At 73.3% G+C, this 25,346-nt stretch carries 29 protein-coding genes and 2 pseudogenes; 14 read left to right on the forward strand and 17 right to left on the reverse strand.

What is annotated here, in order from left to right; all coding sequences use genetic code 11:
• Window positions 1-56 precede the first annotated feature (56 nt).
• Genes FHL80_RS05620 through FHL80_RS05630 form a run of 3 tightly spaced genes read right to left on the reverse strand, consistent with a single transcriptional unit; the run spans window position 57 to window position 2,544 of the window.
• Window positions 57-938: a branched-chain amino acid ABC transporter permease gene (locus tag FHL80_RS05620; RefSeq protein ID WP_138732478.1), complete on the reverse strand. Its 882-nt coding sequence runs from the start codon at window positions 936-938 to the stop codon at window positions 57-59.
• A complete protein-coding gene (locus tag FHL80_RS05625) occupies window positions 935-1,684 on the reverse strand; it encodes an ABC transporter ATP-binding protein (RefSeq protein WP_216870451.1) in 750 nt (249 codons plus the stop codon). Before FHL80_RS05625 ends, FHL80_RS05620 begins: the two co-directional genes overlap by 4 nt.
• A complete protein-coding gene (locus tag FHL80_RS05630; protein WP_216870452.1) occupies window positions 1,681-2,544 on the reverse strand; it encodes an ABC transporter ATP-binding protein in 864 nt (287 codons plus the stop codon). Before FHL80_RS05630 ends, FHL80_RS05625 begins: the two co-directional genes overlap by 4 nt.
• Window positions 2,545-2,633: 89 nt before the next feature.
• Between FHL80_RS05630 and FHL80_RS05635 the strand changes: the two genes are divergently transcribed.
• The 7 genes from FHL80_RS05635 to FHL80_RS05665 all read left to right on the forward strand — a co-directional run bounded on the left by FHL80_RS05635 (window position 2,634) and on the right by FHL80_RS05665 (window position 8,820).
• Complete coding sequence (locus FHL80_RS05635) at window positions 2,634-3,554, forward strand: LysR family transcriptional regulator (protein WP_216870453.1); 921 nt, start codon at window positions 2,634-2,636, stop codon at window positions 3,552-3,554.
• Between the two features lie 61 nt (window positions 3,555-3,615).
• Window positions 3,616-4,626: an amidohydrolase family protein gene (locus tag FHL80_RS05640; protein WP_216870454.1), complete on the forward strand. Its 1,011-nt coding sequence runs from the start codon at window positions 3,616-3,618 to the stop codon at window positions 4,624-4,626.
• Window positions 4,623-5,621: a cyclase family protein gene (locus FHL80_RS05645; protein ID WP_246078482.1), complete on the forward strand. Its 999-nt coding sequence runs from the start codon at window positions 4,623-4,625 to the stop codon at window positions 5,619-5,621. Before FHL80_RS05640 ends, FHL80_RS05645 begins: the two co-directional genes overlap by 4 nt.
• A 1-nt stretch (window position 5,622) precedes the next feature.
• Window positions 5,623-6,576, forward strand: coding sequence for a fumarylacetoacetate hydrolase family protein (locus FHL80_RS05650; RefSeq protein WP_216870455.1), 954 nt, complete (start codon window positions 5,623-5,625; stop codon window positions 6,574-6,576).
• Between the two features lie 2 nt (window positions 6,577-6,578).
• Window positions 6,579-7,364, forward strand: coding sequence for an SDR family oxidoreductase (locus tag FHL80_RS05655; protein ID WP_138732482.1), 786 nt, complete (start codon window positions 6,579-6,581; stop codon window positions 7,362-7,364).
• A gap of 2 nt (window positions 7,365-7,366) precedes the next feature.
• The gene (locus FHL80_RS05660) at window positions 7,367-8,149 is read left to right on the forward strand and encodes a CoA transferase subunit A (RefSeq protein WP_138732483.1); all 783 of its coding nucleotides are present in this window, start codon (window positions 7,367-7,369) and stop codon (window positions 8,147-8,149) included.
• Window positions 8,146-8,820, forward strand: coding sequence for a 3-oxoacid CoA-transferase subunit B (locus FHL80_RS05665; RefSeq protein ID WP_138732484.1), 675 nt, complete (start codon window positions 8,146-8,148; stop codon window positions 8,818-8,820). The genes FHL80_RS05660 and FHL80_RS05665 overlap by 4 nt, the downstream gene beginning before the upstream one ends.
• On the opposite strand, the gene FHL80_RS05670 is transcribed toward FHL80_RS05665, so the two are convergent.
• Genes FHL80_RS05670 through FHL80_RS05685 form a run of 4 tightly spaced genes read right to left on the reverse strand, consistent with a single transcriptional unit; the run spans window position 8,810 to window position 11,902 of the window.
• Window positions 8,810-9,499 (reverse strand): alpha/beta fold hydrolase, encoded by a 690-nt coding sequence (locus FHL80_RS05670; RefSeq protein ID WP_216870456.1) that lies wholly within the window; start codon window positions 9,497-9,499, stop codon window positions 8,810-8,812. The two genes, FHL80_RS05665 and FHL80_RS05670, sit on opposite strands and share 11 nt — an antisense overlap.
• The gene (locus tag FHL80_RS05675; RefSeq protein ID WP_138732485.1) at window positions 9,496-10,260 is read right to left on the reverse strand and encodes an enoyl-CoA hydratase/isomerase family protein; all 765 of its coding nucleotides are present in this window, start codon (window positions 10,258-10,260) and stop codon (window positions 9,496-9,498) included. The genes FHL80_RS05670 and FHL80_RS05675 overlap by 4 nt, the downstream gene beginning before the upstream one ends.
• The gene (locus tag FHL80_RS05680; protein ID WP_138732486.1) at window positions 10,257-10,766 is read right to left on the reverse strand and encodes a nuclear transport factor 2 family protein; all 510 of its coding nucleotides are present in this window, start codon (window positions 10,764-10,766) and stop codon (window positions 10,257-10,259) included. The genes FHL80_RS05675 and FHL80_RS05680 overlap by 4 nt, the downstream gene beginning before the upstream one ends.
• An 11-nt stretch (window positions 10,767-10,777) precedes the next feature.
• On the reverse strand, window positions 10,778-11,902 hold the full coding sequence (locus tag FHL80_RS05685; protein ID WP_216870457.1) for a 3-hydroxyacyl-CoA dehydrogenase family protein: 1,125 nt from the start codon (window positions 11,900-11,902) through the stop codon (window positions 10,778-10,780).
• 575 nt (window positions 11,903-12,477) lie between these two features.
• On the opposite strand from FHL80_RS05685, the gene FHL80_RS27015 reads away from it, so the two are divergent.
• Window positions 12,478-12,678 carry a helix-turn-helix domain-containing protein gene (locus FHL80_RS27015; RefSeq protein WP_369333791.1) on the forward strand — a complete coding sequence of 67 codons (201 nt, stop codon included), beginning with the start codon at window positions 12,478-12,480 and terminating at the stop codon, window positions 12,676-12,678.
• Between the two features lie 345 nt (window positions 12,679-13,023).
• Here FHL80_RS27015 and FHL80_RS26115 read toward each other — a convergent pair whose 3' ends face one another.
• The 3 genes and pseudogenes from FHL80_RS26115 to FHL80_RS26125 form a co-directional block, all read right to left on the reverse strand.
• Complete coding sequence (locus FHL80_RS26115; RefSeq protein WP_342777317.1) at window positions 13,024-13,644, reverse strand: alpha/beta hydrolase fold domain-containing protein; 621 nt, start codon at window positions 13,642-13,644, stop codon at window positions 13,024-13,026.
• 95 nt (window positions 13,645-13,739) lie between these two features.
• A pseudogene (locus tag FHL80_RS26120) lies at window positions 13,740-13,964 on the reverse strand (VOC family protein); the annotation flags it as partial.
• Window positions 13,965-14,125: 161 nt separating this feature from the next.
• Window positions 14,126-14,422 (reverse strand): annotated as a pseudogene (locus tag FHL80_RS26125) (VOC family protein); the annotation flags it as partial.
• A gap of 50 nt (window positions 14,423-14,472) precedes the next feature.
• Here FHL80_RS26125 and FHL80_RS05705 point away from each other — a divergent pair.
• The gene (locus FHL80_RS05705; RefSeq protein ID WP_138732490.1) at window positions 14,473-14,874 is read left to right on the forward strand and encodes an alpha/beta hydrolase family protein; all 402 of its coding nucleotides are present in this window, start codon (window positions 14,473-14,475) and stop codon (window positions 14,872-14,874) included.
• A 92-nt stretch (window positions 14,875-14,966) separates the two neighbouring features.
• Here the strand turns inward: FHL80_RS05705 and FHL80_RS05710 are convergent, their stop codons facing one another.
• From FHL80_RS05710 to FHL80_RS05720, 3 genes are read right to left on the reverse strand one after another with little or no spacing between them, the layout of a single operon-like run.
• Window positions 14,967-16,637, reverse strand: coding sequence for a CocE/NonD family hydrolase (locus tag FHL80_RS05710; RefSeq protein WP_138732491.1), 1,671 nt, complete (start codon window positions 16,635-16,637; stop codon window positions 14,967-14,969).
• Complete coding sequence (locus FHL80_RS05715; protein ID WP_138732492.1) at window positions 16,634-16,981, reverse strand: putative quinol monooxygenase; 348 nt, start codon at window positions 16,979-16,981, stop codon at window positions 16,634-16,636. Before FHL80_RS05715 ends, FHL80_RS05710 begins: the two co-directional genes overlap by 4 nt.
• A gap of 3 nt (window positions 16,982-16,984) precedes the next feature.
• Window positions 16,985-18,193 (reverse strand): FAD-dependent oxidoreductase, encoded by a 1,209-nt coding sequence (locus FHL80_RS05720; RefSeq protein ID WP_138732493.1) that lies wholly within the window; start codon window positions 18,191-18,193, stop codon window positions 16,985-16,987.
• 107 nt (window positions 18,194-18,300) lie between these two features.
• Between FHL80_RS05720 and FHL80_RS05725 the strand changes: the two genes are divergently transcribed.
• Entirely contained in the window at window positions 18,301-18,957 is a 657-nt protein-coding gene (locus FHL80_RS05725; protein ID WP_138732494.1) for a TetR/AcrR family transcriptional regulator, read from the forward strand.
• A 745-nt stretch (window positions 18,958-19,702) separates the two neighbouring features.
• Here the strand turns inward: FHL80_RS05725 and FHL80_RS05730 are convergent.
• Together FHL80_RS05730 and FHL80_RS05735 are read right to left on the reverse strand one after the other, a co-directional pair.
• Entirely contained in the window at window positions 19,703-20,437 is a 735-nt protein-coding gene (locus FHL80_RS05730; RefSeq protein ID WP_138732495.1) for a hypothetical protein, read from the reverse strand.
• Between the two features lie 53 nt (window positions 20,438-20,490).
• A complete protein-coding gene (locus FHL80_RS05735) occupies window positions 20,491-21,327 on the reverse strand; it encodes an undecaprenyl-diphosphate phosphatase (protein ID WP_138732496.1) in 837 nt (278 codons plus the stop codon).
• Between FHL80_RS05735 and FHL80_RS05740 the strand changes: the two genes are divergently transcribed.
• The 3 genes from FHL80_RS05740 to FHL80_RS05750 all read left to right on the forward strand — a co-directional run bounded on the left by FHL80_RS05740 (window position 21,308) and on the right by FHL80_RS05750 (window position 23,652).
• Window positions 21,308-21,838 carry a BlaI/MecI/CopY family transcriptional regulator gene (locus FHL80_RS05740; protein ID WP_281283435.1) on the forward strand — a complete coding sequence of 177 codons (531 nt, stop codon included), beginning with the start codon at window positions 21,308-21,310 and terminating at the stop codon, window positions 21,836-21,838. The two genes, FHL80_RS05735 and FHL80_RS05740, sit on opposite strands and share 20 nt — an antisense overlap.
• Before the next feature lie 2 nt (window positions 21,839-21,840).
• Entirely contained in the window at window positions 21,841-22,797 is a 957-nt protein-coding gene (locus FHL80_RS05745) for a M48 family metalloprotease (protein ID WP_138732497.1), read from the forward strand.
• A gap of 72 nt (window positions 22,798-22,869) precedes the next feature.
• On the forward strand, window positions 22,870-23,652 hold the full coding sequence (locus FHL80_RS05750; RefSeq protein WP_216870458.1) for an ABC transporter permease: 783 nt from the start codon (window positions 22,870-22,872) through the stop codon (window positions 23,650-23,652).
• Window positions 23,653-23,683: 31 nt separating this feature from the next.
• On the opposite strand, the gene FHL80_RS25245 is transcribed toward FHL80_RS05750, so the two are convergent.
• Window positions 23,684-24,157 (reverse strand): SLAC1 family transporter, encoded by a 474-nt coding sequence (locus FHL80_RS25245; protein WP_216870459.1) that lies wholly within the window; start codon window positions 24,155-24,157, stop codon window positions 23,684-23,686.
• Here FHL80_RS25245 and FHL80_RS25250 point away from each other — a divergent pair.
• Window positions 24,150-24,761 (forward strand): LysR substrate-binding domain-containing protein, encoded by a 612-nt coding sequence (locus FHL80_RS25250; protein WP_216870460.1) that lies wholly within the window; start codon window positions 24,150-24,152, stop codon window positions 24,759-24,761. The two genes, FHL80_RS25245 and FHL80_RS25250, sit on opposite strands and share 8 nt — an antisense overlap.
• Here FHL80_RS25250 and FHL80_RS05760 read toward each other — a convergent pair.
• Window positions 24,706-25,317: a DedA family protein gene (locus tag FHL80_RS05760; RefSeq protein WP_138732498.1), complete on the reverse strand. Its 612-nt coding sequence runs from the start codon at window positions 25,315-25,317 to the stop codon at window positions 24,706-24,708. The genes FHL80_RS25250 and FHL80_RS05760 overlap by 56 nt on opposite strands.
• Window positions 25,318-25,346: the final 29 nt, after the last annotated feature.

The following is a 25,346-nucleotide window of genomic DNA, read 5'->3' on the forward strand; positions in this document are numbered from 1 at the left end:
CGGGGCGGCCTGCGTGGCCGGGACGGCGCCGGCCGGCTCGGAGATCGAGGTGGCCATCAGGCACGCACCGTCGAGGCGCGACCGAACAGACCCTGCGGGCGGACGAGCAGGACCAGGAAGATGATCGCGAAGGGGACGACGAGCTGCAGGTCACCGCCGATGCCCGGCACGTACCTGCTGGCCAGGTTGGACAGCACGCCGACCAACAGGCCGCCGACCACCGCACCCAGCCGGCTGGAGAACCCGCCGAGCGTGGTCGCGGCCAGCGCCAGCAGCAGCGCGTTGGTCATCAGCTCGGGGGACAGCCCCAGCGTGGGCGCGGCGACCAGGCCGGCGATCGCGCCGACGGCGGCCGCGATGCCCCAGCCGACGGCGAGCATCAGCCCGGTGGAGATGCCCAGCAGCCGGGCGGAGTCCGGGTTGTCCGCGACGGCCCGCAGCCGCAGCCCCAGCGGCGTGAACCGGAACACCGCACCGCAGACCAGCATGGTGACGAGCACCAGCGCCCCGCCGCCCAGCGCCTGGGCGGTGAACGTCAGCGCCCCGACGTGGAAGACGGAGTCCCCGAACGGGCTGGGCATCGACCGGACGTCGGTGCCCCAGATCAGCGCGGTCACCGCGTTGGTGCCCAGCAGGAGGGCCGCGGTGACGGTCAGCAGGGCCAGCGGGCCGCTGTTCTCCACCGGCCGGACCAGCAGTCGCTCCACGCCGGCGCCGAACACGAACGCCACCACGACGAGCACCGGGACGACCAGCCACCAGGACAGCCCGGCGGTGCTCAGGGCGAAGGCGACGAACGCGGCCAGGGTGGCGAACTCGCCCTGGGCGAAGTTCAGCGTGCCGGTGCCCTGGAAGACCAGCGCGATGGCGAGGGCCAGGGCGGCGTAGACCAGGCCGGTCGTCAGTCCCGACACGGTCTGCTGGAGGAACTCGGTCATGCGGTCACCCCTTCGGGGCTGTCGGCGGCGGTGCCGAGGTAGGCCGCGCGCAGCGACGCGTCCGCGGCGAGCTCGGCGGCGGGGGCGGTGGCCACCACCCGGCCGCGGGCGAGGACGACGCCGCGGTCGGCGACCTTCAGCGACGCCCGGGCGTTCTGCTCGGCCAGCAGCACCGACAGGGACCACTCCTCACGCAGCCGGGAGAGGACGGCGAACATGTCCGCAGAGGTGAGCGGGGCCAGGCCCAGCGACGGCTCGTCGATGAGCAGCAGCCGGGGCCGGGCCAGCAGCGCCCGGGCCAGCGCGAGCATCTGCTGCTGGCCGCCGGAGAGGGCACCGGCCGGCCGGCGGCGCATCTCCTGCAGAACGGGGAACGTCTCGTAGATGCGCGCGAGGTCGCCGTCGGCCTGACCACGGGACCCGGCCGGGCGGGAGAGCAGCCCCAGCCGGACGTTCTCCTCCACGGTCAGCCCGGTGAAGGTGCCGCGGCCCTGCGGGACGTGCCCGAGGCCGGCCCGCGCGATGCGGTGCGCACCGGTCCGGGTGAGGTCCAGGCCGCCCAGGGAGGCCCGGCCGGCGGCCTTCACGGTGCCCGACAGCGCCCGCAGCAGCGTGGTCTTCCCGGCGCCGTTCGCCCCGAGCACCGCGACGATCTCGTTCTCGCCCACGGTCAGGTCGATGCCGTGCAGGGCGCGGACCGCGCCGTAGCCGGCGGTGAGCCCGGCGACCTCCAGCAGTGCGATCACGACGCCTCCTCCGTCACCGCGTGCAGCCGCTCGGGAGCGGGCTCGTCGACGTCCTCTGCCCCCAGGTAGGCCTCGACGACCCGGGGGTCGGCCCGGACCTCGTCCGGCGTGCCGACGGCGAGCAGCCGCCCGGAGTCCAGGACGACGACCCGGCGGGCCACCGACATCACCAGCGCGACGTCGTGCTCGACCAGCAGCACCGTGGTGCCGGGGCCGGCGACCTCCTCCACCTCCCGTAGCAGGTCCCGGGCCTCCTCGGCGCCCAGACCGGCGGCGGGTTCGTCGAGCATGAGCAGGGTGGGCGCGCTCATCAGCGCGCGGGACACCTCGACCCGGCGGCGGTCACCGTGCGGCAGCCCGGCGACCGGCCGGTCGGCGAGCTGGTCGATGCCGGCCCGCCGCAGCAGCTCGAACGCCTGCTGCAGCGTCGCCTGCTCCTCGCGGCGTCGCCGGGGCGTCATGAGCATCGAGTCCAGGACGCCGACCCGGCTGTGCGCCACCGCGCCCAGGGCCACGTTCTGCAGCGCCGACTCGCCGTCCAGCAGCGCCGGGGTCTGGAACGTGCGGGCGACGCCCAGCCGGGCCCGCTGGTGGGGGCGCAGCCGACCGAGGGGCCGGCCGTGCAGCAGCAGCTCGCCCTCGTGGCGGTAGAGGCCGCTGATGCAGTTGAACAGCGTGGTCTTGCCCGCGCCGTTCGGGCCGATCACGGCGGAGGTGCCACCGGCCGGCACTTCGAACTCCAGCGCGTCGAGAGCGCGCAGGCCCGCGAAGGACAACCCGACCCCGCGCGCCACCAGAGCGGGTGCACCCGGTGGGGACGGGGCCGGTGGTCCGGCCGGCTGCGCGGTGGAGTGGGTCACATCCGCGGACGCTAGGGGGTTGCTCAGGCCACAGGGAAATGGTTCCTTCTGATGCGATGCATCCATGCGGTGAATGGGAAGGAGGTGCGATGAACCTGGCCGGGGCGGACCTCAACCTGCTCGTCGCGCTGCGCGCCCTCCTGCAGGAGCGCAACGTCACCCGCGCGGCGCAGGTGGTCGGACTGAGCCAGCCGGCCATGAGCAACGCGCTCGGGCGGCTGCGCAGGCAGTTCGGCGACGAGCTACTCGTGCGCGAGGGGCGCGGGCTGACGCTGACCCCGGTCGCCCGCGAGCTCCAGCACGCCGTCGAGCCCGCGCTGGCCATGGTCGAACGCGCGCTGCGCATCCAGGCGTCCTTCGACCCGGCCATGGCGGTCCAGTACTTCCGGGTCGCTGCCAGCGACTACGGCATGACGCTCATCGCCGAGCGTCTGCGCGGCCTGCAGCGGATCGCGCCGGGGGTGACCGTCGACCTGGTGCAGATCGACCACGGGTTCGTCCGGGACAGCGAGACCGTGATGCGCGGGGTCGACCTGTTGCTGGCTCCCCGGGCGTTCCTCAGCGGGTACCCGAACGAACCGTTGTCCAGCGAGCCCTGGGTCGCCGTCGTCGACGCCGACCACCAGGGAGACCACCTCGACGAGGCAGACCTGGCCGCGCGCCCGCTGGTCGGCCTCTTCCACGACCTGGGGTCCGGCGCGCACATCGAGCGACTACTCACCGTCCGGGGCATCACCGCCACCGGCGCGGTGAACGCCGAGGCGTTCTCCGCGGTGCCGGCGCTGGTCGAGGGAACCGACCGGGTCGGCTTCCTCCCCTCTGGACTCGCCCGCCGCCTGCAACCGGGCTACCGCATCCGGGTCCTCGAGCTGCCGTTCCTGGGAGAGCCGCTCGTGGAGTGCCTGTACTGGCACCGCTCGGCGCTGCGCGACCCGGCGCACCTGTGGTTGCGCCGGCTGCTCCTCGGTGAGCATCCGACGTCCACGGAGCCGGGGTCATCGGCACCGTGAATGGCAGGGCATACCGGATCTGCGGTTCCGCCAGCGACCCGCAGCACCGATGCTGGCGGTCGTGTCAGCGCCGTCACGACCACCCGCCATCGACGTCCATGCGCACGTCGCCGTCCCGTCCGCCGACGCGCTCCTCGAGGGTCCTGGCCTCGACCAGCAGCGCCGGGTCGACGCCGCCTCGCTCGGGCGGGAGTCGCTGCAGCTGAACCTGCGGCAGATCGCCGAGATCGGACCGAAGCTGGTCGACCTGGACCTACGGCTCACGGCCATGGACGCCGCTCGGGTCGACGTCCAGGCGGTCAGCGCGTCCCCGGTGCCGCACCTGTGGACCGACCGCGAGCTGGCCACCCGGTACACCGCTGCCAGCAACGAGGCGGTGGCCGCGTTCTGCGCCCAGCAGCCGGACCGGCTGCTGCCGATCGCCACCGTCTCCCTGCAGCACCCCGACCTGGCCGTCGGCCAACTCGAGGCGGCTGTCCGCGACCACGGCGTCCGCGGTGTGCAGATCTCCACCTCGGCCGGCCCGGGCCGGGAGCTGGACGACCCCTCGGTCGCCGAGTTCTGGGCGGCGGCGGAGGAGCTGGGCACCGCGGTGCTGGTCCACCCGTGGGGCTGCACGCTGGGCGAGCGGCTGGACGCCTACTACCTGTTCAACACCGTCGGGAACCCGACCGAGACGGCGCTGGCGTTGAGCCGCATCGTCTTCTCCGGGCTGCTGGAGCGCCACCCAGGGCTGCGCATCTGGTCGGCGCACGGCGGCGGCTACCTGGCCAGCTACGTCGTGCGCGCCGACCACGCGTGGGCCGCCCGCGCCGACGCCCGCAGCACCCAGCAGCGGCCGAGCGACCTGCTGCGCCGCACCTGGGTCGACTCGCTGGTCTACACCCCCGAGCAGCTGCGCCACCTGGTCACCGTCATGGGTCCGACCCAGGTGACCCTCGGCAGCGACTACCCCTTCGACATGGGCGTCGAGGACCCCGTCGACCGCCTCGAGGCGGCCGGGTTCGACGCCGTCACCACCGACGCCATCCGCGGCGGCAACGCCGCCCGACTCCTGGAGCTGGACGCGTGAACGGTTACGACATCTCCATCGACTTCGGCCCCGACCCCGAGGCGGCGATCGCCGATTCCGCGAAGCGGTACGGCAACTGGAACCGCTGGGGCGCCGACGATGCGCTCGGCACGGTCAACCACCTCGACGCCGCCACCCGCGCGGCAGCCGCGGCGCTGGTCCGGCGCGGGGACTCCTTCAGCCTCTCGCTGCCCTTCGACACCGACGGCCCCCAGTTCGGCTGGAAGCGGCGGGTCAACCCCGTGCACACCATGACCTCCACCGGCATGGACACCGCCGAGCAGATGGGGCTGCCACACGGCCTGTCCGTCGCCGACGACGTCGTGTTCATGCCGCTGCAGTGCTCAACCCAGTGGGACGGTCTGGGCCACTGCTTCGACCACGGCGTGGCCTACAACGGGCGGGTGGCCCGGGAGGTCGTCACCAGCGAGGGCGACTCGGCCACCGGCATCGAGCACCTCGCCGCGCCGGTCGTCGGCCGGGGCGTGCTGCTCGACGTCGGCCGGGCGCTCGGGGAGGACGGCGAGCTGCCCGACGGCTGCCCGATCACCAGCGCCGACCTGGAGGAGACCGTCCGCCGGCAGGGCGCGAGCTCCCGGGTGGGGCGCGGGGACATCGTGCTGGTGCGCACCGGTCAGCTGACCCGGGTCCGCCGGCGGCTGGCCGCGGGCGAGGGGTGGGGCGCGTACGCCGGCGGCCCGGCGCCGGGTCTGTCCTTCGAGACGGCGGGCTGGCTGCACGGTTCGGAGATCGCCGCTGTGGCCACCGACACCTGGGGCGTTGAGGTGCGGCCCAACGAGTGGCCCGACGCGATGCAGCCTCTGCACCAGGTCGCGCTGCCGCACATCGGCCTGCTGCTGGGGGAGATGTGGGACCTCGACGCCCTGGCCGCCGACTGCGCCGCCGACGGCGTGTACGAGTTCTTCCTCGCCGCCCAGCCGCTGCCCTTCACCGGCGCCGTCGGGTCGCCGGTCAACCCCGTGGCGGTGAAGTGACGTGCGGCTGACCACCCTGCTGCTGGCTGATGGCCCGCGGGTCGGCGTCCTCGACGGGTCGATGACCGACGGCGTCGTCCGGCTGCTCGAGCCGGGCCCCACGATGCTCGACGTCGTCCGCGGCGGGAACGACGCACTGGCCGACGCCGGTCGGCGGGCCACCCGGTCGGCCGACGCCGTCGAGGTCGGGCAGGCGTCGTTCGGCCCGCTGCTGGAGCCGACCAGCTTCCGGGACTTCCTCACCTACGAGGCGCACCTCGCCGAGCTGACCGGGGCCCCTCCGCCGGAGGAGTGGTACGACCAGCCGCTGTTCTACTTCGGCAACCCGGCGTCGGTCGTCGCGCCCTACGGCGACCTGCGGATGCCGCCCTACGTGACCCAGTACGACTACGAGCTCGAGGTCGGAGCCGTCGTCGGCCGCGCCGGTTCGGACCTGACGCCCGAGCAGGCCGCCGAGCACATCGTCGGCTACACGATCGTCAACGACTGGTCCGCCCGCGACCTGCAGGTGCACGAGTTCAAGTTCCCGATGGGGCCGTCGAAGTCCAAGGACGCCGCGATCACCCTTGGGCCCTGGCTGGTCACCGCCGACGAGGTCACCGACCGGGTCGAGGACGGGCTGCTGGCGCTCCGCACCGAGGTGCGGCTCAACGGCGAGCGGGTCGGTGGCGACGTCACCTCCAACATGGCCTGGTCCTTCGCCGAGCTGGTCGCGCACGCCTCGCGCGGCACCGTCGTCCGGCCCGGCGACGTGCTCGGGTCGGGCACGTGCGGCACCGGCTGCCTGGCCGAGCTCAAGCGCAGCCGGCCCGACACCGCGCCGGACTGGTTGCGGGTGGGCGACGTCGTGCGCATCGAGGTCGAGGAGCTCGGCGTGATCCAGAACCGGCTGGTCCCCGGCGCCGACCCGCTGCCGGTGCCTCGCGGCCGGCGGCGCATCCAGCGGGAGGGCTGACCGTGCGGCTGCGCGACGCCGTCACCGTCGTCACCGGTGCCGGCAGCGGGATCGGCGCGGCGCTGGCCCGGCGCTTCGCCGCCGAGGGTGCGGCCGCGGTCGTGGTGAGCGACCGCGACGGCGACGCCGCCCGGCGGGTGGCCGACGAGATCGGCGGCACCGCCGACACCACCGACGTCACCGACGAGGCCGCGGTCGCCGCCCTGGTCGAGCGGACGCTGGCCGCCCACGGGCGGATCGACCTGTTCTGCTCCAACGCCGGCGTCTTCTCCGGTGGGGGCGTGGAGACCCCGACCGCCGTCTGGGAGCAGGTCTTCGCGGTCAACGTGCTGTCCCAGGTGTACGCGGCCCGGGCGGTGCTGCCCTCGATGCTGGAGCGGGGGAGCGGGTACCTGCTCAACGTCGCCTCCGCGGCCGGGCTGCTCACCACCCCGGGCGATGCGCCCTACACGGTGACCAAGCACGGCGCGGTCGCGCTGGCCGAGTGGCTGGCCGTCACCTACGGCGACCGTGGGATCGGCGTCAGCGTCGTCTGCCCGCTCGGGGTGGCCACCCCGCTGCTGCTCGACCCGCTCGGGCAGGGCAATGCAGCGGCCGCCGTCGTCGCCGCCTCCGGAACGGTCATCACCCCCGACGAGGTGGCCCAGGCGGTGGTCGACGGGCTGACCGAGGACCGGTTCCTGCTCCTGCCGCACCCGGAGGTCGGCACCTACTGGGCGCAGAAGGCGGCCGACCCGCAGCGCTGGCTGGCCGGCGTCCGCCGACTGACCCGGAAGACCGGAGGCTGAGCATGGCACGGGACAAGGTGGTCGCCGATGCCGCGACGGCCGTGGCCGACGTCCCGGACGGCGCGAGCCTGGCCGTCGGCGGGTTCGGGACCTGTGGCCTCCCCACGGTGCTCATCCAGGCGCTGCTGGAGGCGGGGACCACCGACCTCTCGGTCGTCTCCAACAACTGCGGCACCGACGCGCACGGCCTCGGCACCCTGCTGGCCGCCGGCCGGCTGCGCCGGGTCACGGCCTCCTACGTGGGCGACAACGCCGTCCTGGCGAAGATGTGGCAGGCCGGGGAGGTCGAGCTCGAACTGGTACCGCAGGGGACGCTGGCCGAGCGGTTGCGAGCCGGCGGCTCGGGCATCGCCGCCTTCTACACGCGCGCCGGGGTGGCCACGCCCATCGCCGACGGCGGCTTGCCCTGGCGCTACGCACCTGACGGCACCGTCGCCGTGGCGAGCCCATCGCGCCGTGTCGAGCTCTTCGACGGCGTGCCGCACGTGCTGGAGCACGCCACCCGCACCGATGTCGCGCTGGTCCGCGCCGCACTCGGGGACCGAGCCGGCAACCTGGTGTTCCATGCCGCGGCCCGCAACTTCAACCCCCTGGCCGCGATGGCCGGCCGGGTGACCATCGCGGAGGTGGAGGAGCTGGTCGACGTCGGCGAGCTCGACCCCGACGAGGTGCACCTGCCCGGGATCTTCGTCCAACGTGTCATCGAGGTGCCGCCCGGCACCCCCAAGCGCATCGACCGGCTGACCCTGCAGGGGCGGCCCGACCAGTGGGGGGTGGACCGGTGACCCTGACCCGTCAGCAGATCGCCGCGCGGGTGGCCCAGGAGCTGCCCGACGGTGGCTACGTCAACCTCGGCATCGGGCTGCCGACACTGGTGCCCGGGTTCCTCCCGCCGGGGGTGGACGTCGTCTTCCACAGTGAGAACGGCGTCCTCGGCGTGGGGGGCTTTCCGCTGCCCGGCAACGAGGACCCCGACCTCATCGACGCCGGCAAGCAGACCGTCACCGTGCAGCCCGGAGCGTCGTTCTTCGACTCGTCGGTCTCGTTCGCGATGATCCGCGGCGGTCACCTGGACGTCGCCGTGCTCGGGGCCATGCAGGTCTCCGCCGCCGGCGACCTGGCCAGCTGGACCGTCCCGGGCCAGGCGCTCAAGGGCATGGGCGGTGCCATGGACCTCGTCCACGGTGCGCGTCGGGTCATCGTGGCCATGGAGCACGTCACCCGCCGCGGGGACCCGAAGCTGCTCGAGCGGTGCACGCTGCCGCTCACCGGCGCCGGCGTCGTCCACCGGATCGTCACCGACCTCGCCGTGATCGACGCGGCCTCCGACGGGCTGGTCCTCCGCGAGGTCGCCCCCGGGACGACGGTCGAGGACGTGCAGGCGGCGACCGGTGTGCGGCTGCAGGTGGCCGGCGACGTGGGCGAGATCCTGGTCGCCGACGTCGTCAGCTCCTGACCGCGGCCACCCGGTCCGCGATCAGGTCGGCGACGGCCTCGGGCCGGCCGACCTGGGGGCTGTGACCGCAGTCCCACTCGACGGAGCGGGTGGCCCGCTGGGCCATCGCCCGCTGCAGCTCCGGGTGCACGACCTGGTCGGCGGCGCAGACGACGTAGGTGGAGGGCACGGTGCGCCAGGCGATCGACTCCGGCACGCCACGGAAGAGCATCCTGCCGACCGGCCGCAGACGGGCCGCCGCAGCCGCGGCGACGTCCTCGGGCACGTCGCCGTAGAGCAGCCGCGGCCCGAGGTCGGGGTCGATGGCCACCTCGTCGCCGGCGACGACCATGGCCTCGGGCAGCCGGGTGTCGGGCAGGCCCTTCCCCGGGCGGGTGCGGCTGACCGACTCGCCGGCGTCCAGCTGGAAGGCCGCGACGTAGACGAGCTCACGGACCAGCGGATGGACGCCGGCAGTGGTGACGACGGCACCACCGTAGGAGTGGCCGACCAGGACCACCGGCCGACCGAAGCCCCCGATGGCGTCGAGCGTCACCTGCGTGTCGGTCCCGAGGTCGGTGAGCGGCAGCTCGACCGCCACGCTCTCGACCTCCCGCTCGGCGAGCTCAGCCCTCACGGCGTCCCAGCACCACGCGCCGTGCCACAGGCCGTGGACCAGGACGGCTCCGACGTCGGTCACGCCCAGCGCGCCGGGCGCTTCTCGGCGAAGGCGGTGCGGCCCTCGACGTGGTCGGAGTGGGCGGCCGCCTCGCCCTGGTGCCGGGCCTCCATCGCCAGGGCCGCGTCGAAGCCGATCTCGCCCACCGCCCGGAACTGGCGCTTGGTCAGCGCGAACGCCAGCGCCGGTCCGGCCGCGAGCATCCCGGCCAGTTCCTGGGCGCTCGCGGCCAGCTGGTCGGCGGGCAGGACGCGGTTGACCAGGCCGTAGGTCTTGGCCTCTTCGGCGGTGAAGGTCCGGCCGAGGGTGGCGAGGGCGAAGGCGCGGGCGTAGCCCAGCTCGCGCACCAGGTGCCAGGAGACGCCGGTGTCGGGCACGAGGCCCACCTTGCCGAAGGCGCAGGAGAACGACGCGGACTCCGCCGCCAGCCGCAGGTCGCAGGCCAGCGCGAGACCCAGGCCCGCGCCGACCGCCGCGCCGTTCACCGCTGCTACCACGGGCTTCGGCATCTCGGCGATCGTCGAGGCGATCGGGTTGTAGGAGCCGGCCACGGTCTCGTCGGCGTGGTCCAGCTCCTCGACCGCGGCGAGGTCCTGGCCGACGCAGAAGGCGCGCCCGCTGCCGGTGAGCACAACGGCCCGGACGGTGTCGTCGACGGCGACCTCGCGCAGCGCGCCGATGAGCTCCCAGCGGGTGGCCCGGTCCAGGGCGTTCATCTTCTCCGGGCGCGTCAGGGTGACGGTCGCGACGGCGCCGTCCCGGGTCGTGACGACGACGCTCATGCCGTGCCTCCTGGTCCGTACTGCTCGGCGTGCGGATGGACGGTGCTGCGCTCGGCTCCGGCCAGCGAGTAGCCGCGCTCGACGTAGGGGAAGCCGGAGAGCTCGGTGGTCTGCGGGCGCAGTTGGTAGTAGGAGCGGATTTCGTGGATGAGGCCGTCCCGGCAGGTGAACCACTCGGCACCGCGGGTGGCGACCCGCTCGGTCGCGCCCTCGGGCAGCCACCACATCGTCCACTCGATGACCGCCTGTTCCGGCGTCGCGCAGATGCTGTCGACCACCCAGCGGGCCTGCAGCATGCCAGTGACCTTGCGCCAGTACCGGGCCAGGTGCTGGGCGCCCGCCACCGCCTCCGACCCGGTGTTGGGCGCGAGGAACCAGTGCACGACGTCCGGGTGCAGCGTCTCCAGCATCAGGTCGACGTCTCCGGCGCTGCAGCCGTCGTAGTACCGGGTGATGAGTGCGCTCCAGGCGGCGGCGGGGTCGGTGGCCGTCCGTGGGTCGTCCATGCGAGTTCCTCTCACGAGTAGGTGTGGAAGCCGGCGCCGGTCTTGCGGCCCAGCCGGCCGGTGGCGGCGAGCTCGCGCAGGGTCGCGGCGGGGGAGATGCGCGGGTCGTCCTCGACGGCTGCCATCGACTCCAGGGCCGCCACGGTGACGTCGACGCCGATCAGGTCGATCAGCGCCAGGGGGCCCATCGGGTGGCCCGCGCCGGTGCGCAGCAGGTCGTCGACCTCGGCGACGGCGTGCCCCTGCTCGTGCAGCCGGACGGCGTCGTTGAGGAACGGGATGAGCAGCCGGTTGACCACGAACCCACGGGCGTCCGCGCAGCTGATCGGCGTCTTGCCGAGGTCGGCGGCCCAGGCGGACGCCGTCGCGCGCAGAGCGGCGCCGTCGTCCACGTCGTCCGGGACGACCACCTCGACCAGCTTCATCACCTGGGCCGGGTTGAAGAAGTGCAGCGCGATCACCGGGCGTGCACGGGAGACGAACGGCCGCAGGTCGGCGACGCGGAACGACGAGGTGTTCGTCGCCAGCGGTGTCGACGCCGGCAGCTGGGCATCGAGCTGCTGCGCGACCAGGACCTTCACGTGGAGGTCCTCGGCGACCGCCTCGACCACCACGTCGGACCCGGCCAGCGCAGCCGGCTCCGTGGTGACCCGCACTCGGGCCAGCACGTCGGCGCGGCCGGCCTCGTCGAGTCGTCCGCGGCTGACTGCGCGGTCGAGGCTGGCCGTCACCCGCGCGCGCAGTCCGTCACCGGAGGCGGTGGTCCGGGCGAGCACCCGGACCGGACGCCCGTTGCGGGCCACCGTCTCGACGATGCCGCCGGCCATGTGCCCGGTGCCCACGACGCCGACCGGGCCGGTCCAGCCGGTGTCCGCAGCGGGCAGCTCGTCGGGGGCGGGCGTCTCGGGGAGCTGCTGCCCGGGCAGACCGAGGCCGCGCTGCTGATCGGCGGTCATGCCGGCGAGCAGGGTGAACGGCCCGGTCGGGTGGCCGGCGCCCAGCCGCATCGCGGTGTCGATGTCGGCCGGGGTCGCGGTGCCGCGCTCGGCGAGCAGGACGGCATCGCGCAGCAGGCCGGACAGCGCGTCCAAGGCAGGCGGGGACGGGGGAGCGGCGACTCCAGCGGGCGACGTCACAGGACCTCCGGAGCTCGGCGCGCCGATCCCGGCTGAGCGGCGCCACTGCCGCCTGCGAGTCTGCTGACCGCCGTGAGTCAGCGGAAATGACATCTGCCCATGTGCAGGCATCCACGGAGCCGATGGTCGCCTCGCCGCCGCGTACAGCAACCGGCACAGGGTCAGGGGGACGCAGGTCCAAGTCCTGTGAGCCGACGTGAGAAACAGCCGGTCAGGGGCCGTTTGTGGGAAACCGGGAGCGGAGCGGCCCTGCTCCTCGTCAGGGGCGGTCTGACCACCATTCCGACCACCACCAGCCGGCCCTGAGTTGGCGAGGACCTCGCCGAGCGTCCGCACTGCATCCCGCGAGACGTCCGGCGACACGTGCCCATGGACGTCGCCCGTGATGGCGATGGAGGAGTGCCTGAGGCGGCAGCTCTCCTCAAGGTCTCGTTGGGCACCCTGGCGCGCTACGAAGCCGGGGAACGGGCTACGCCGATGCCGGTGGTCCGGCGGATGGCGGCCGCCCACCAGCGGACCGTGGCCGAGGTCCTCCGGTGCAGCGGCACCGAAGTGCGACCACTTCCACCGGCCCCGTGGACGTCCGTCCACTCCCCGACGTCCTCCAGGCCCTGCGGTCGGCAGGCGGCATGAGCAGGGTGGACGTCGGTCGCGCTGTGGGCCGGTCGGGTCAGGCTGTGCGAGGCTGGGAGACCGGCCGAACTCGACCGACCCCCGGGAGCCTCCGGCGACTCGAGGCGATCTTCGGCCTCGCGCCCGGCCGACTGTCGGCCTGAGCGGGCCCGGGCGCCGACGGGGAACGCCCGGGTCGCGGATCCGCTCAGCGGAGGGCGACGGTCCAGGTGGGTACGGCGCCGCCGTCGGTGCGGACGAGGTCTCGGCTGGCGAGCAACCGGAGATGGGCGTCGGTCTCCGAGCCGCTCCGGGCGGCGACTCTCGTCGGGGGAGCGAGCCCGTCGAACCCGCGCCACGCGCCGTGGGGATGACGCGCGACTTGAGCCGGGACGTCCACGCTGTCTGGCTCACTCCTCCTGACGGCTGCCTCGGGCGTCCTGCGGTCGGTGGCCGGGCGTAGGGCCCGACGTGGTGGGGGAGCAGAGGTGGCGGGTCAGATGACGAAGTCAGGCCTTCAGGGCGTCGCGAACACGTCCCGAGATGGCGTCGTACATCTCCCGGGTCTGGCGGTCGTCCTTGGCCAGCATGTTGTAGGCGTGGTCAGCGCCGGGCACCACGATGAGTTCCTGCAGGGCTCCCGCTCGGTCGAGCAGGTCCGCGTAGGTCTCGGACTCGGCGCGGAGGCGGTCGTGTTCCGCCGCGACGACCAGGGCGGGGGCGATGCCCCTCAGCTCGTCCGGGTGGCTGAAGACCGGTGACGCCAGCGGATGCCGTCGCTGTGCGGGGTCGGGGAGGTAGGCGCCCATGGACAGGTCCAGCACGGGGAGCGGCAGTTGGGGCTTGGGCACGGGCTTCGGCTTGTCGGCCGGGTCACCGGCCTGGTCGAAGACCCCGTAGTTGAGGACCTGGAGGGTGATCGGCGGTGCGCCCGCGTCCCGGGTCTGCCGTGCGGCCGCCGCGGCCAGCGAGGCACCCGAACTCTGCCCCCCGACCGCCAGCCGAGTGCCGTCCCAGCCGTGGTCGCCGCCGGCCTCGGCGGCCCAGCGGACGACGTCGAACGCCTGGTGAGCGGCTGCCGGGAAGGGGTGCTGCGGCGCCAGCGCGTAGTCGACGTTGAGCACCACCACTCCCGCAGCCGCGGCGAGGTAGCGGCACCAGGGGTCGGGTCGTGGAAGTAGGAGAACGTGTTGTCACCGGCCAGGTGCCGTCCCGGTCCCCACACCATCCGGGCGCCGGCGCGCAGGATCTTGCCGGTGCCGCGCATGTACTCCTCGATGCCGCGCATCTCGAAGGACGCGTGGTGCAGGGAGGCGTGCGGACCGCGGGCGATGGCGAACGAGTGGTGCCACTCGTTGCACCGCATGAAGTACATGAGGTCACCGGCGTGCGGGTGCGCCAGCGTGTCCGACAAACGGAAGCCGAGGTGCTTGGCGTACCAGTCGCGCATCCGGGTGGGTCCGGGGAGTTGACCACGCAGTGCGAGAGCTTGACGGGGATGGCCTCACGCTCCTCGATCTTGCGGTGCTGCCGCAGGGCGACGTCGCTGGAGACCTCCACGACGCGACCGTCCACGTCGAAGAAGCGGAAGCCGTAGCCGCCTCCGGGGGTGTCCAGCTTCTGCGGCTCGCGCACGATCTGGACGCCGTCGGCGATCAGCCGGTCGGCGAGCGCGTCGACGTCCGCTGCGTTCGCGGCGCCGAAGGACACGAGGTCCATGCGCTTCTCGCCGCGGCGCAGCCGGACGACGTACTGCTCAGGGGAGCCCTCGGCGGCGAGGAATGCGATCCCCTTGTCGTCGGCGACCTGGGTCAGGCCCCAGGTGTCGGTGTAGAAGGCCAGCTGCTTGTCGTAGTCCGGCACGGCCAGGTCGACGTGCCGGAGATGGGTGATCAGCTGAGAGGTCATGTTCGCTCCTGCATCGAGGACCGGGCTGCACGTGGCGGCTCGCCCTCGTCGTGTCCTGGGGCGCCAACCACAACTGGGGTGAGGTCCAGCGCCGTCGGCTGCAGCGGGAGGGTGAGAACCCGGTCCCGCACTACTGGGAGCACGCGCTGTGGGTGTGGGGGCAGGCCTCGATGGAGGAGTTCGAGGCGCTGTGGGACCAGATCAACCTCGACGGCGTCGTCGAGCGGATCCAGGTGCCGTACCTGGTCGTGCATGGTGCACACGACCGGCAGATCCCGGTCGAGTACGCGCACCGCAGCTACGACCAGGCCGTCAACAGCTCCAAGCGTGAGCTGAAGGTCTACACCGCGGACGAGGGAGGCGTCGAGCACTGCAACCTCGACGACCCGGTCAACCCGACCAGCTTCATCGCCGACTGGGTCGCCGAGACGTTCGGTCAGTCCGTCGGCTGACCTGTCGCACCTGCTCGACCCGGCGCCCGCCACGCGGAGCAGACTCCCGGTGCGCGGAGACGACCAGCCCGGCGGGCACGCCGCCGCTCAGCTCAGGCGGTCACCGGCAGCACGAGGGTGGAGGCGCCCCCGGCGAGGGTGATCGTCCGGCGTGAGCGGGCGGTGGCGCTGGAGGTCGCCGGGTCCTCACCGGTGCCGAGGTTCCGTTCGAACCGCGGGTACGAGCCGCCGGCGACCAGCAGCCTGATCCGGCTGCCGGCCGCGAAGCGGTGGGCGATCGCGTCGAGCGACAGCCGGACGACGCCCTCCGGCGCCGACGGGTCCAGCCGGACGAAGCCGTCGGACACGTTTCGTGACCTGCCCGTGGCGTCGACCTCGCTGATCCGGACGAACAGGTCGGCATGCGGATTGTCGGACGTGTGCGCCAGTTCCACCACCGGCACGCCCAGCACCTCGAGCGGCGCGGTGAGCACCGGTCCGGTGAAGGCCAGCACGTCGCCCCGCTCGGCGAGCGCGCGGTCGTCGCGACGGCCGGCCATGCCCTGGGAGAGCAGACGCCCGCCGATCGTGGGCGTGGGGTCCGCGGGGTCGTAGGTGAAGCCGACCGTCGGGGCGTCGTCGGCCGGCACTTCGGTACCGAGCCCGTTGGCGGGCGCCAGGTACAGCGTCTGCCCGGTGGAGGCCGGTGGCCAGGCGGGCAGGTCCCGCCACTCGTCGGCTCCGGTGACGTGCACCCGTACGGGGGACCGCCGGGTCCGGGTGCCGGTCCCCGCGAGGTGTTCGGCCAGGAAGCCCAGCCCCTCCCGCCCGACCACGCCCGCCGCCTTGGTCACCAGGTCCACGTGCACCCAGGGCCCGACGGTCAGTGAGACGTCCTGCCCCCGCTCGTGGAGTCGCGCGTACTGCTCGAGGGTCTGGTCGAGGAAGAGGTCCTGCCAACCGCCGACCAGGTGGACGGGGACATCCACCCGGTCCAGGGCGGCGGTCATGTCGTGGGCCCTCCAGAAGGGCTCGGTCAGGTCCCGGCGGGACACCCAGTCGCCGTACCACGGGGCGCCGCCGGCGAGGTGCCGCTCACCCGCCTCCCGCAGCGGGAGTGCCTGCATGACAGGGGCGAGGCGCTTCTCCGCGCGGGCCATGTTCACCAGTGAACGCAGGGGGCCGTGCTTCTCCTGGTCGGCCACCATGTCGCTCCACCCGAGGAAGTCGTTCAGCGTGAAGGCCCCGGTCCCGTGGGCGACGCGGGTGAAGTCGTGGGGGCCGACGATGACGATCGCGCCCACCAGTTCCGGCGGGGGGTCCATGAGCATCGCCCACTGGGTGAAGCCGAGGTAGGAGAGCCCGACGGTCACCAGGCGCCCGCCGAACCAGGACTGCTCGCGCAGCCAGGCAAGGGTGTCGACTCCGTCCTCGACCTCGTCCACCATCGGTCGGAAGGTGCCCCCGGAGCCGAACGTGCCCCGGCTGCTGGTGAACAGCACGTGGTAGCCGTGCTGGGCGTAGAGGCGGGCGTAGTTGACCGCGTACAGGCCCGACCGGCCGTAGGGTCCGCGGACCAGCAGCGTGCCCAACGCCTGGGACGTCGGCGCGTAGTGGTCGCCGAGGAGCTCCACGCCGTCCCGCATGGGCACCCGGACACCTCGGGTGACGGTGTAGTCGGACGTGGGTGGCGGCAGCGCGAAGAGCCGGTTCAGCGCTGCGTCGAAGGTCCTTCCACGGCGGGTGCGTGGACGGGCGGTCGAGGGGTGTGGCGTCGTGGTCATAGCTGAGCTCCTCGGGCGGGGGCCGGGTCAGTGGGCGGGAGGACATCTGCGTGTCCCTCGTCCGGGACGGAGTGGAAGGCCATGACAGGCTCGCCGGCGACCAGACCGGGAGCCACCCGCAGGAACTCCTGAGTGTGATCGTGGCCCATGTGCTCGTCGAGCGCGGCCTGGTCAGCCCAAACCTCGATGCCGATGATGCGGTCGTCGTCCTCGACATCGGCGGAGAAGGAGTAGGACAGGCAGCCGCGGTCGCCGCGGGTGGCGGCGGCGACGGCGCGGGTCGCCGCGACGAGCTCGTCGCGGCGGCCGGGGGCGGCGGCGGCACTGGACAAGATGATGAGCACGGTTCACTCCTCCATGAAGGCGAGCTGCTTGTTGATCTCGCGGGGATTGGAGTCGCCCACCACCTTCTGCAGGAACGGCGTGCGGTCCAGGACGAAGTCGCGGACGGGCCGTAGTGGTGCGGGGGCGTGGTGGAAGACCTTCCCCAGCACGTACGCCGCCTGGACCTGCTTGGCGGTGTGCGGCTTGCGGGGGTCCTCGTAGGACTGCAGTGCCCGGGAGACGGCGACCGGATTGGCGAGGTCGACGCCGGTCAGCGCCCGGCCGAGGAAGTAGCCGTCCTCGATGGACATGCCAGCGCCGTAGGCGGCGTAGGGGGAGGTGGGGTGGGCTGCGTCGCCAACGAGGGTGGCCCGGCCCTTCGACCACTGCTTGAGGGCGGGCCGGTCGCGCAGCACCCAGCGCTGCACGCTGCCCGGGTCGGTGGCCGCGACCAGGCCGGGCAGCGGTGCGGGGAACTCCGCGGCCAGCGCGGTGGCAGCGGCCTTGAGGTCGGCCGGCGCCGGGGCGTCGGGGTCGGTGGCGGTGAGCACCCACCACTGGTGGCCGTCCCGGCCGTGGTTGCGGATCGACGTCCAGCTGCCCTGGGTGGTCCGGCTGTGCCCGACGATGCACTTGTTGGCCTCTGTACCCGGCACGTCGGCGAAGGTGAACCCGCCGAAGATGTGCAGCCGGTGCTCCCGCTTGGGCGCATCGCCCCACAGCGTGCGGCGGACGAGGGAGTCGATGCCGTCGGCGCCGACCAGCACGTCGTGCTCGGCGGTGCTGCCGTCGGCGAAGTGCAGCGTGACCGCACGGTCGTCCTGCTCGATGCGCGCCACCTGCTGGCCGAACCGGATCACCCCGGCGGGGAGGGCGGCCAGCATCCGCTCGTAGAGCTCGGGCCGCAGCAGGCCGATGAAGCCGCCGCCGAACTCACGCTTCACGTCCTCGTCGAGCTTGACCCGTGCCCGGACCTCACCGCGCAGGTTCCGGAACTCCGAGTCGGTGGGGGCGCCGAGGTCGACGGTGTCGACCCCGAGGGAGCGCAGCGCCTTCAGCGGCGGCGGCCAGAGGTTGAGGATGTTGCCAGCCGGCCGGGCCTCGCGGTAGCGCTCGTAGACGACGACGTCATGACCGGCCTTGATGGCGCCGAGAGCGGCGGCCATGCCCGCCGGACCGGCGCCGAGGACGGCGACCCGGCCACGGGGAGCTGGGGAGGGTGGAACAGTCACGGCACACCTCGTTGTGCGGAGGAACAGTAGCGAACGCTACCGTTGCTTCGGAACAGTAGTGCGCGTCACAGTTCTGTCAAGGCCATGAAGGCGGGGAGGATGCACCCATGGACGACGCCCCCCTCGGCGATCTCGCGGTCCGGCCGCCGCTGCAGCGGCGGAGCCGGGAGACCTGGGCGCGGGTGCTGGACGCCGGCGTTGCGGTGTTGGAGGACGGCGGGTACGACGGCTTCACCATCGCGGCCGTCTGCGAGCGTGCGCAGGTCGCGCCGACGGCCCTCTACGCCCGCACGACGAGCAAGGACGCGCTCTTCCTGGCCGTCTACGAGCACGGGATCGCGCGGTTGCAAGCCGACCAGGCCGTCTTCGCCGACGAGGAGCGCTGGGTCGGGCTGGCGCCCGCCGACCTGGTCCGGTCGGCAGTGGCCGAGATGGTCGGCATCTCATTGCGGTACGAGCGCTACCTGCGTGCGGTCGTCCTGGTCTCGGCTGCGCACGCGGAGGTCCGCCGCCGCGGCTCGCGCTACAGCGCAGAGCTGGGGGAGGGGTTCGCCCGGGTGGTGTTGCGGGCGCGCGGGGTCATCCGGCACGACGACGCGGAGGCCGCTGTCCGCGCCTGCTTCGGCATGGTGTTTGCGACCTCTGTCATCCGCGTCGCCTACGGACCGGGTTTCGCGACGTCTGTGCCGGTAGACGACGAGGTCTTCACCGCCGACCTGGGTGAGACGGCGGTGCGCTACCTGCTGGCTGGTCCCGTCGGCTGACGCAGGCCGGCGCTGACGTCGGTGACGAGGTCGACAAGCCAGCGGTGACCGCATGCCATGCCATGGCAGCGGCCGGCCACGGCGGCGCGCAGCTCTGCGATCCCCAGATGCGAACAAGGGGCGGGAACCGCGGGTGGAGCAGCACGCGGCTGCGCATCGACCGGGGAGGCGCGGTGATGCACCGTTGTCCGGCAATCGAGAGACTGGACGAGTCCGAGCACACCCACGCCGTTGCCACGCTGCCGGTCGGGGAGACCAGGGCCACGGTGGTGGACTCTGCGGTCTCCGCCAGGGTGACACCGACGCCGGCCAGCAGGAATGCCGCCGGCAGCGCCGGCCAGGCGTGCTGGTCGATCGCGAGCATCGCACAGGCGGCGAGGTAGACGGCTGAGCCGGTGGCGGACCCGGCACGTGGTGTCATCCGGTCGGCGAGTTGACCGCCCCGAGGGAGGTCAGCGTGGAGGCCGCGTTGTGCGCCGCGTGGAGGAGGATCGCCACCGCCGTGGCCGCGGTGAGGCTGCGGCCGTTGGAGTGCAACAGATCGCTGGCCCGCAGGATGAGCAGGGTGCTGGCGCCGCAGTGGCAACGGCGGTGCTGAGGTACCCGCCGGCGGCGAGCTTGGCCTGCTGCCCAGGGTCCTGGGACAGTGGCCCACCGGCGAGTTCGCTCAGGCCCACGACTGCGTCGGAGGCCCCTTCGATCGCCCCGCCATCCGCTGGGTGACCGGCGTCATCCGCGGTCGGGATCACGGTGGTGACGAGGAACCGGGAGGTGGTCCACCGGGGCCGCCGCCGTCGTCCTGCCAGTCGTCGGCCAGTGGGAGCAGCAGGACGACTGCGATGACGGCTGCCACCACGGTGGCTGACAGGGCGAGAGTGCGGCGGCCGGAGCCGGCGACGGCAGTGGTGCTCCCGAGGCGGCCCGGCGCCCGGCCGCTGGTCAGGGCGAGGGCCGGGGCGATGCGGGCCAGGAGGTGGAGCCCGGCGAGTGCGGCGAACGCGAAGAAGAGTGCCTGGTGGACGGTGATGAGGTCGACGCGCTGACCGAGGGCGGTGAAGAGGTTCTGACGGCTGCGCTCCTCGCCGACGACGATGAGCACGATCCCGGAGGCGAGCAGTCCGAGGGTGCTGGCGATCACGAGGGGACCGAGGACGCGCAGCAGGGTGGGCGGCGGACCCGCGGTGCGGTACGGCTGGTGGCCGGTGTAGTAGCGCAGGATGCGCCAGCCGGTGGCGGCGGTCTTGAGCAGGGCCACGGGGATCAGCAGCACGCCGATGCCGACGTGCCAGTCGATCAGCCCGCGGACGTCGAGCAGGGTGATCAGTTCTGCGGCGATGAGCACGAGCAGCAGCAGGCCGGTCCAGGCGATGAGCAAGGCATTCCCTGCCGGACCGCCGGAGGGTGCGGTCACCGCGTTCCGGCGCTCGGCCCGGCCGCTGGCTTCGTGCAGGACGTCGTCGATCAGGCGGGGGATCGGCACGGTGCACCTCGGTCTGGTCGGGACGGCGGGGGAGCGGGTGACGGGAGGCGTGGTCAGGTGGCGGCGATGGCGCCGGTGGCCAGCGCGATGCCGAGCAGCACGCCCAGCCCGACCCGGTATCCGACGAACACCGTGATGCGGTGGTGGGCGACCAGGCGCAGCAGCCATGCGATCGAGGCGTAGCCGACGAGCAGGCTGAACAGTGTTGCCAGCAGCGTCGGGCCCCATCCGACGGTTGTCGAGACGGCGCTGCTCTCGGTCACCGCCTCCAGGCCGCCTGCGGCCAGCAGTGCGGGGATGGACAGCAGGAACGACAGCCGGGTCGCCGCGACCCGGTCCAGGCCGCGGAGCAGTCCGGCGCTGATCGTGGCGCCGGATCGGGACACCCCGGGGATCAGCGCAACGCACTGCAGGGCGCCCACGACGAGGGCGTCCCATAGGCCGACCGATGACTCTGGCCGGTCCTGGCGTGCGCCGCGCTCGGCGACGACCATGACGCCGCTCCACAGCACGAGGGCGGCGGCGACGACCCAGAGGCTGCGCAGCGGACCGGAGACGAGGTCTCGGGCGAGCAGCCCGACCACCCCGATCGGCACCGTGCCGACGATGACCACCCAGGCCTCACGCCAGGCGAGTTGCTGGCGCGCCTCGGCACTCGAGAGCCCGCGCAGCCAGCCGACGGCGAGCCGCCCGATGTCCCGGCGGAAGTAGATGATGACGGCCAGGATGGCGCCGACCTGGACGATGGCGGTGAAGGCCGTGACCCCGGGGTCGTCGGTGGACAGGTCGAGCATCCGCTCGGCGATCGTCAGGTGGCCGGTGCTGGAGACGGGCAGGAACTCGGTGAGCCCTTCGACCACCCCCAGGATGATGGCCTGCAGCCAGGTCACGGAACTGGTGGTCCTTCCTTCCCTCGGGTCGGCCGGCGGCTCGGCGCCCGGCGGGGATCCGGACGAGGCAGCCTCGACGCAGCTCAAACTGACCAACTACGAAAGATGTAGTAGAAGAGAGAGTGTCATGACGGCGGATCAACGGCGCGAGCGGGGCGACCTGGAGAACGAGGTGCTGGCCGCGCTCGGTACAGCCGGTCGCCCGGTCACGGCCGGCGAGGTGCTCGAGCTGCTGGAGCGCGACCTGGCGTACACGACGGTGATGACGACGCTGACCAGGCTGCACGACAAGGGCGCGGTCACCCGGGAACGGGTAGGACGCGCGTACGCCTACGCCGCGGCGGACAGTGCGGCCGTCACCGCCCGACGCATGCGCCGGGTGCTCGAGGGCGGCGACGACAGGACTGTCGTGCTGGCCCGGTTCTTGGACGAACTCGAGCCTGCTGACGTCCCGCTGTTGCAACGGTTGCTGGCCGAGGCCGAGCAGGCACAGCAGGACGGCGGGCAGTAGCAGTGCACGTCGCCGTCTACTGCCCTTTCCTGGCCAGCGCGGTGCTGGGAGTCGTTGCTCCGCTGCTCGCCCGGCGGCTGCCGCCGGCCACCGCCACCCGGCTGCTCGTCGCGAGCGCCCTGGTTGCTGCGGCGTCCAGCCTCCTGGCCGTGGGGGTGCTTGCGCTCACCCTGGTCGGCCGGCTCCCGACGGTGGCCGCGGTCGGGCACTGGTCGGCCGGGGCGTTGGGTTCGGCCAGCCCCGTGCCCCCGGTCGTGGGCGGTGTGGCGGTCACTGGCGTCGTCGCGGCCATCGGCCGTGGTGCGGTCGTCGCCGTGCACCGCGCCCGCGCCCTCCTCGCCGCGCGGGCGTTCTGCCGGGACCTCGGCGGTTCCGGTGGTCAGCTGATCGTCACCGACGAGGACATCCAGCCGGTGGCGGTGCCGACCGGTGGGGGGCGCATCCTCGCTTCTCGAGTGCACCTCGCTGCCCTCCCGGCCGCGGAACGGCGGGCGCTCCTGCTGCACGAGCGGGCGCACCTGGTCGACCACCACCACGTCTACCGGCTGGTGGCCGACCTCGCCGGCGCGGTGGATCCCCTCCAGCACCGGGTCCGCCAGGCCGTGCGCTACTCGACCGAGCGCTGGGCCGACGAGGTGGCTGCTGCGGCCGTCGGGAACCGTGCCGTCGTCGCTGGGGCGCTGGCCCGGTCGGGGTTGCGGTCGGCAGGGCTGCCGCCCCGGACCGGGTGGGAGACGGTGGCGTTGGCGGCCGGGGGACCCGACGTCGTCCGTCGGGTGCGCGCGCTGCTGGCGCCGGCGCCGAGCCAGCGGCCGGTGCTCGTACTGACGGCCGTCGCCGTCGTGGCGTGCACGCTGACTGCCTCACTGCACGCCCAGGAGGACAGCGAGCGCTACTTCGGGCCGGCCACGTCGACGGCCGGCGCACCTCAGGCCGGGGATGCTGCCGGTGGGCGGTGACAGGCCATCTCGCGGTGGCCGGCCGGGTGCCACGGGGCGACGCCGTGGCTCAGGACGACGAGGCCTGAGCGGGTGACGGTGGTCGCTCCCGGCTGGGCACTGGCGGTGGTCCTGGTCGTCCTGGTCGCCGCGGCCGCCGCCGCAGGTCACCTCTCCGGTCTGGGCCAGAGCGGCCCGATCGTGGTCGCGGCGCTGCGCGCGGTCGTGCAACTCGGCGTCGTCTCCGCGCTGCTGGCGGTCGTCCTGCGGAGCCTGTGGTCCTCGGCGCTCTTCGTGCTCCTCATGCTCACGATCGCCGCGGTGACCTCCGCGCAGCGGATCACCGGCCTGGGGCTGCGCCCCGCGGGCGCGCCCCGGCGCGTCGCGACACTCGCCGTCCCGATCGGTGCCGGCAGCCTGCCCGTGCTCGCGCTGGTGCTGGCAACGGGCACCGTCCCTCTCCGCGGGGTCTCCGTCGTCCCGATCGGCGGCATCCTCATCGGCGGGGCGATGAGCGCTGCCTCGCTGGCCGGCCGCCGGCTGTTCGACGAGCTGCGCCAGCGGCGCGGTGAGGTCGAGGCTGCGCTCGCCCTGGGCTTCCTGCCACGGGACGCCGTCCTGGAGATCGTCCGGCCGGCCGCCGCGACCGCCCTCGTGCCTGCCCTCGACCAGACCCGCACGGTCGGTCTGGTCACGTTGCCCGGGGCCTACGTCGGTGTGCTCCTGGGCGGGGGCAGTGCGCTGCAGGCCGGCGCGGCCCAGCTGCTCGTCCTGGTCGGTCTGCTGGCCGCCGAGACGGTGGCCGTCTGGATGGTCACCGAGCAGGTCGCCCGCGGTCACCTCACGCCGGACCCCACAGCCCTTCCCCGTAGGTGATCGCCAGTTGCCGGCGACCGGCTCGAGTGCATCAGCCCATCAGCGCAGCAGGTGCCCGGTGAAGACGCCGTGCGCGGTGCGGACGGCCACGGTGGCCCAGGCGGCGACGAGGCCGAGGAAGAAAGAGGACGGCGGCGACGGTGAAGAACGTGTCGTCGCTGTGCGCGGCGAGGCTCGACGTGCCGGTGACCACGGTGCCGACGGGGAAGGTGAACGACCACCAGGTCAACGAGAAGGGCAGGTGCTGGCGTGCGGTGCGCACGGTGATGGCGATGGCGAGCGCGGCCCACATCATGGCGAAGCCCCAGACCGGCAGGCCGTAGACGAGGCCGAGGGCCTGGAAGGCGGTGTTGAACGGCGCGGGGACCGCGAGGTGGGCCTGGGCGCCCAGGTTGTTGGCGGCGGTGATCGACTGGCCCAGTGGGCCGAGCACGATCCACAGCGTGGGCACGGCGGCGGCACCGACCTTGTGCCGGGCCAGCCGCCCCCACAGCAGGGTGATCACCCCCGACCTGGGCTTTGTGGAGGGACTGGAGGCACCCAGCGGCCTGCACGCCCAGGTCATCGCGGAGGACCGGCTCGTGCTGGTGGTCCCGGCCGGGCACCCGTGGACGCACCGCACTCGCGGGGTCGGTGCCCGGGAGCTGGCCGGCACGCCGCTGGTCACCCGGGGGCCCGGATCGGGCACTCGGGGTGCGCTGGAGGCGGCGGTCGCCCGCGCGCCCGGTCCCGACGCCGGTCTCAGCGCACCGGTGGCCGAGTTCGGCACCGCGACCGCCGTCCGGGAAGCGGTCCGAGCGGGCCTGGCACCGGCGGTGCTGTCCGACCTGACGGTGGCCGACGACCTGGCCTCGGGGCGTCTGGTGGCCGTGCGCACGACGGGCCTGGACCTGCTCCGGGAGCTGCGCGCGGTGTGGCTCGGCGCGGACACCCCACCGGTGGGGCCAGCACGGGACCTCATCGCGATCGCCTCGTCACCCGGGCGGAGAACCGCGACTCCGACATCCCTGATCGCGGCTGGCGCGAGCGGTCTGACCCTGCCGGTCGGGGCGTTCAGCCGTCACGTCCGGCGCGGTGCTCGCGCACCCGCCAGACGATCAGCGCGATGATGACCACGGCCGCCACCACCGCCGCCGAGGCCGTGCCGAAACGCTTCTCGACCTGGGCGTAGGAGGCACCGGCGGCGTAGCCGATGAGGACCACCGTGGTTCCCCAGGCTATCCCGCCGGCGGCGTTGTAGAGCAGGAACTTCGCGAACGGCATCCGCGCGGTGCCGGCGAGCGCGGGCATGACGGCTCGGAAGAAGGCGACCCAGCGACCGAGGAACACCGCCGTCCCCCCGCGGCGGGCGAGGAAGTCCTCGGCCTGGGCGAGACGAGCGCGGCGTTTGTCCAGGATCCGCAGGGCCAGGACGCGCTGCCCGAACCGCCGGCCGATCAGGTAACCGACGCTGTCACCGGCGATCGCGGCGAGCACCACGACGAGCACGGCCCCCGTGAGCGGGACGTGTCCCAGCTTGGCGGCCACACCGGCGAGGACGGCCACCGTCTCGCCAGGGATGACGAAGCCGATGAAGAAGGCGTCTTCGGCGAACACGACCGCCCCGGTGACGACCAGCACGGTCCACCCGGGCACGTCGAGCAGTCGCTGGACGAGGCCGCTCATGCTCGCGACCCAGCCGCTGTCGGCCGGTG

Origin of the sequence: Modestobacter excelsi (assembly GCF_005930495.1) — a bacterium.
GTDB lineage: Bacteria > Actinomycetota > Actinomycetes > Mycobacteriales > Geodermatophilaceae > Modestobacter > Modestobacter excelsi.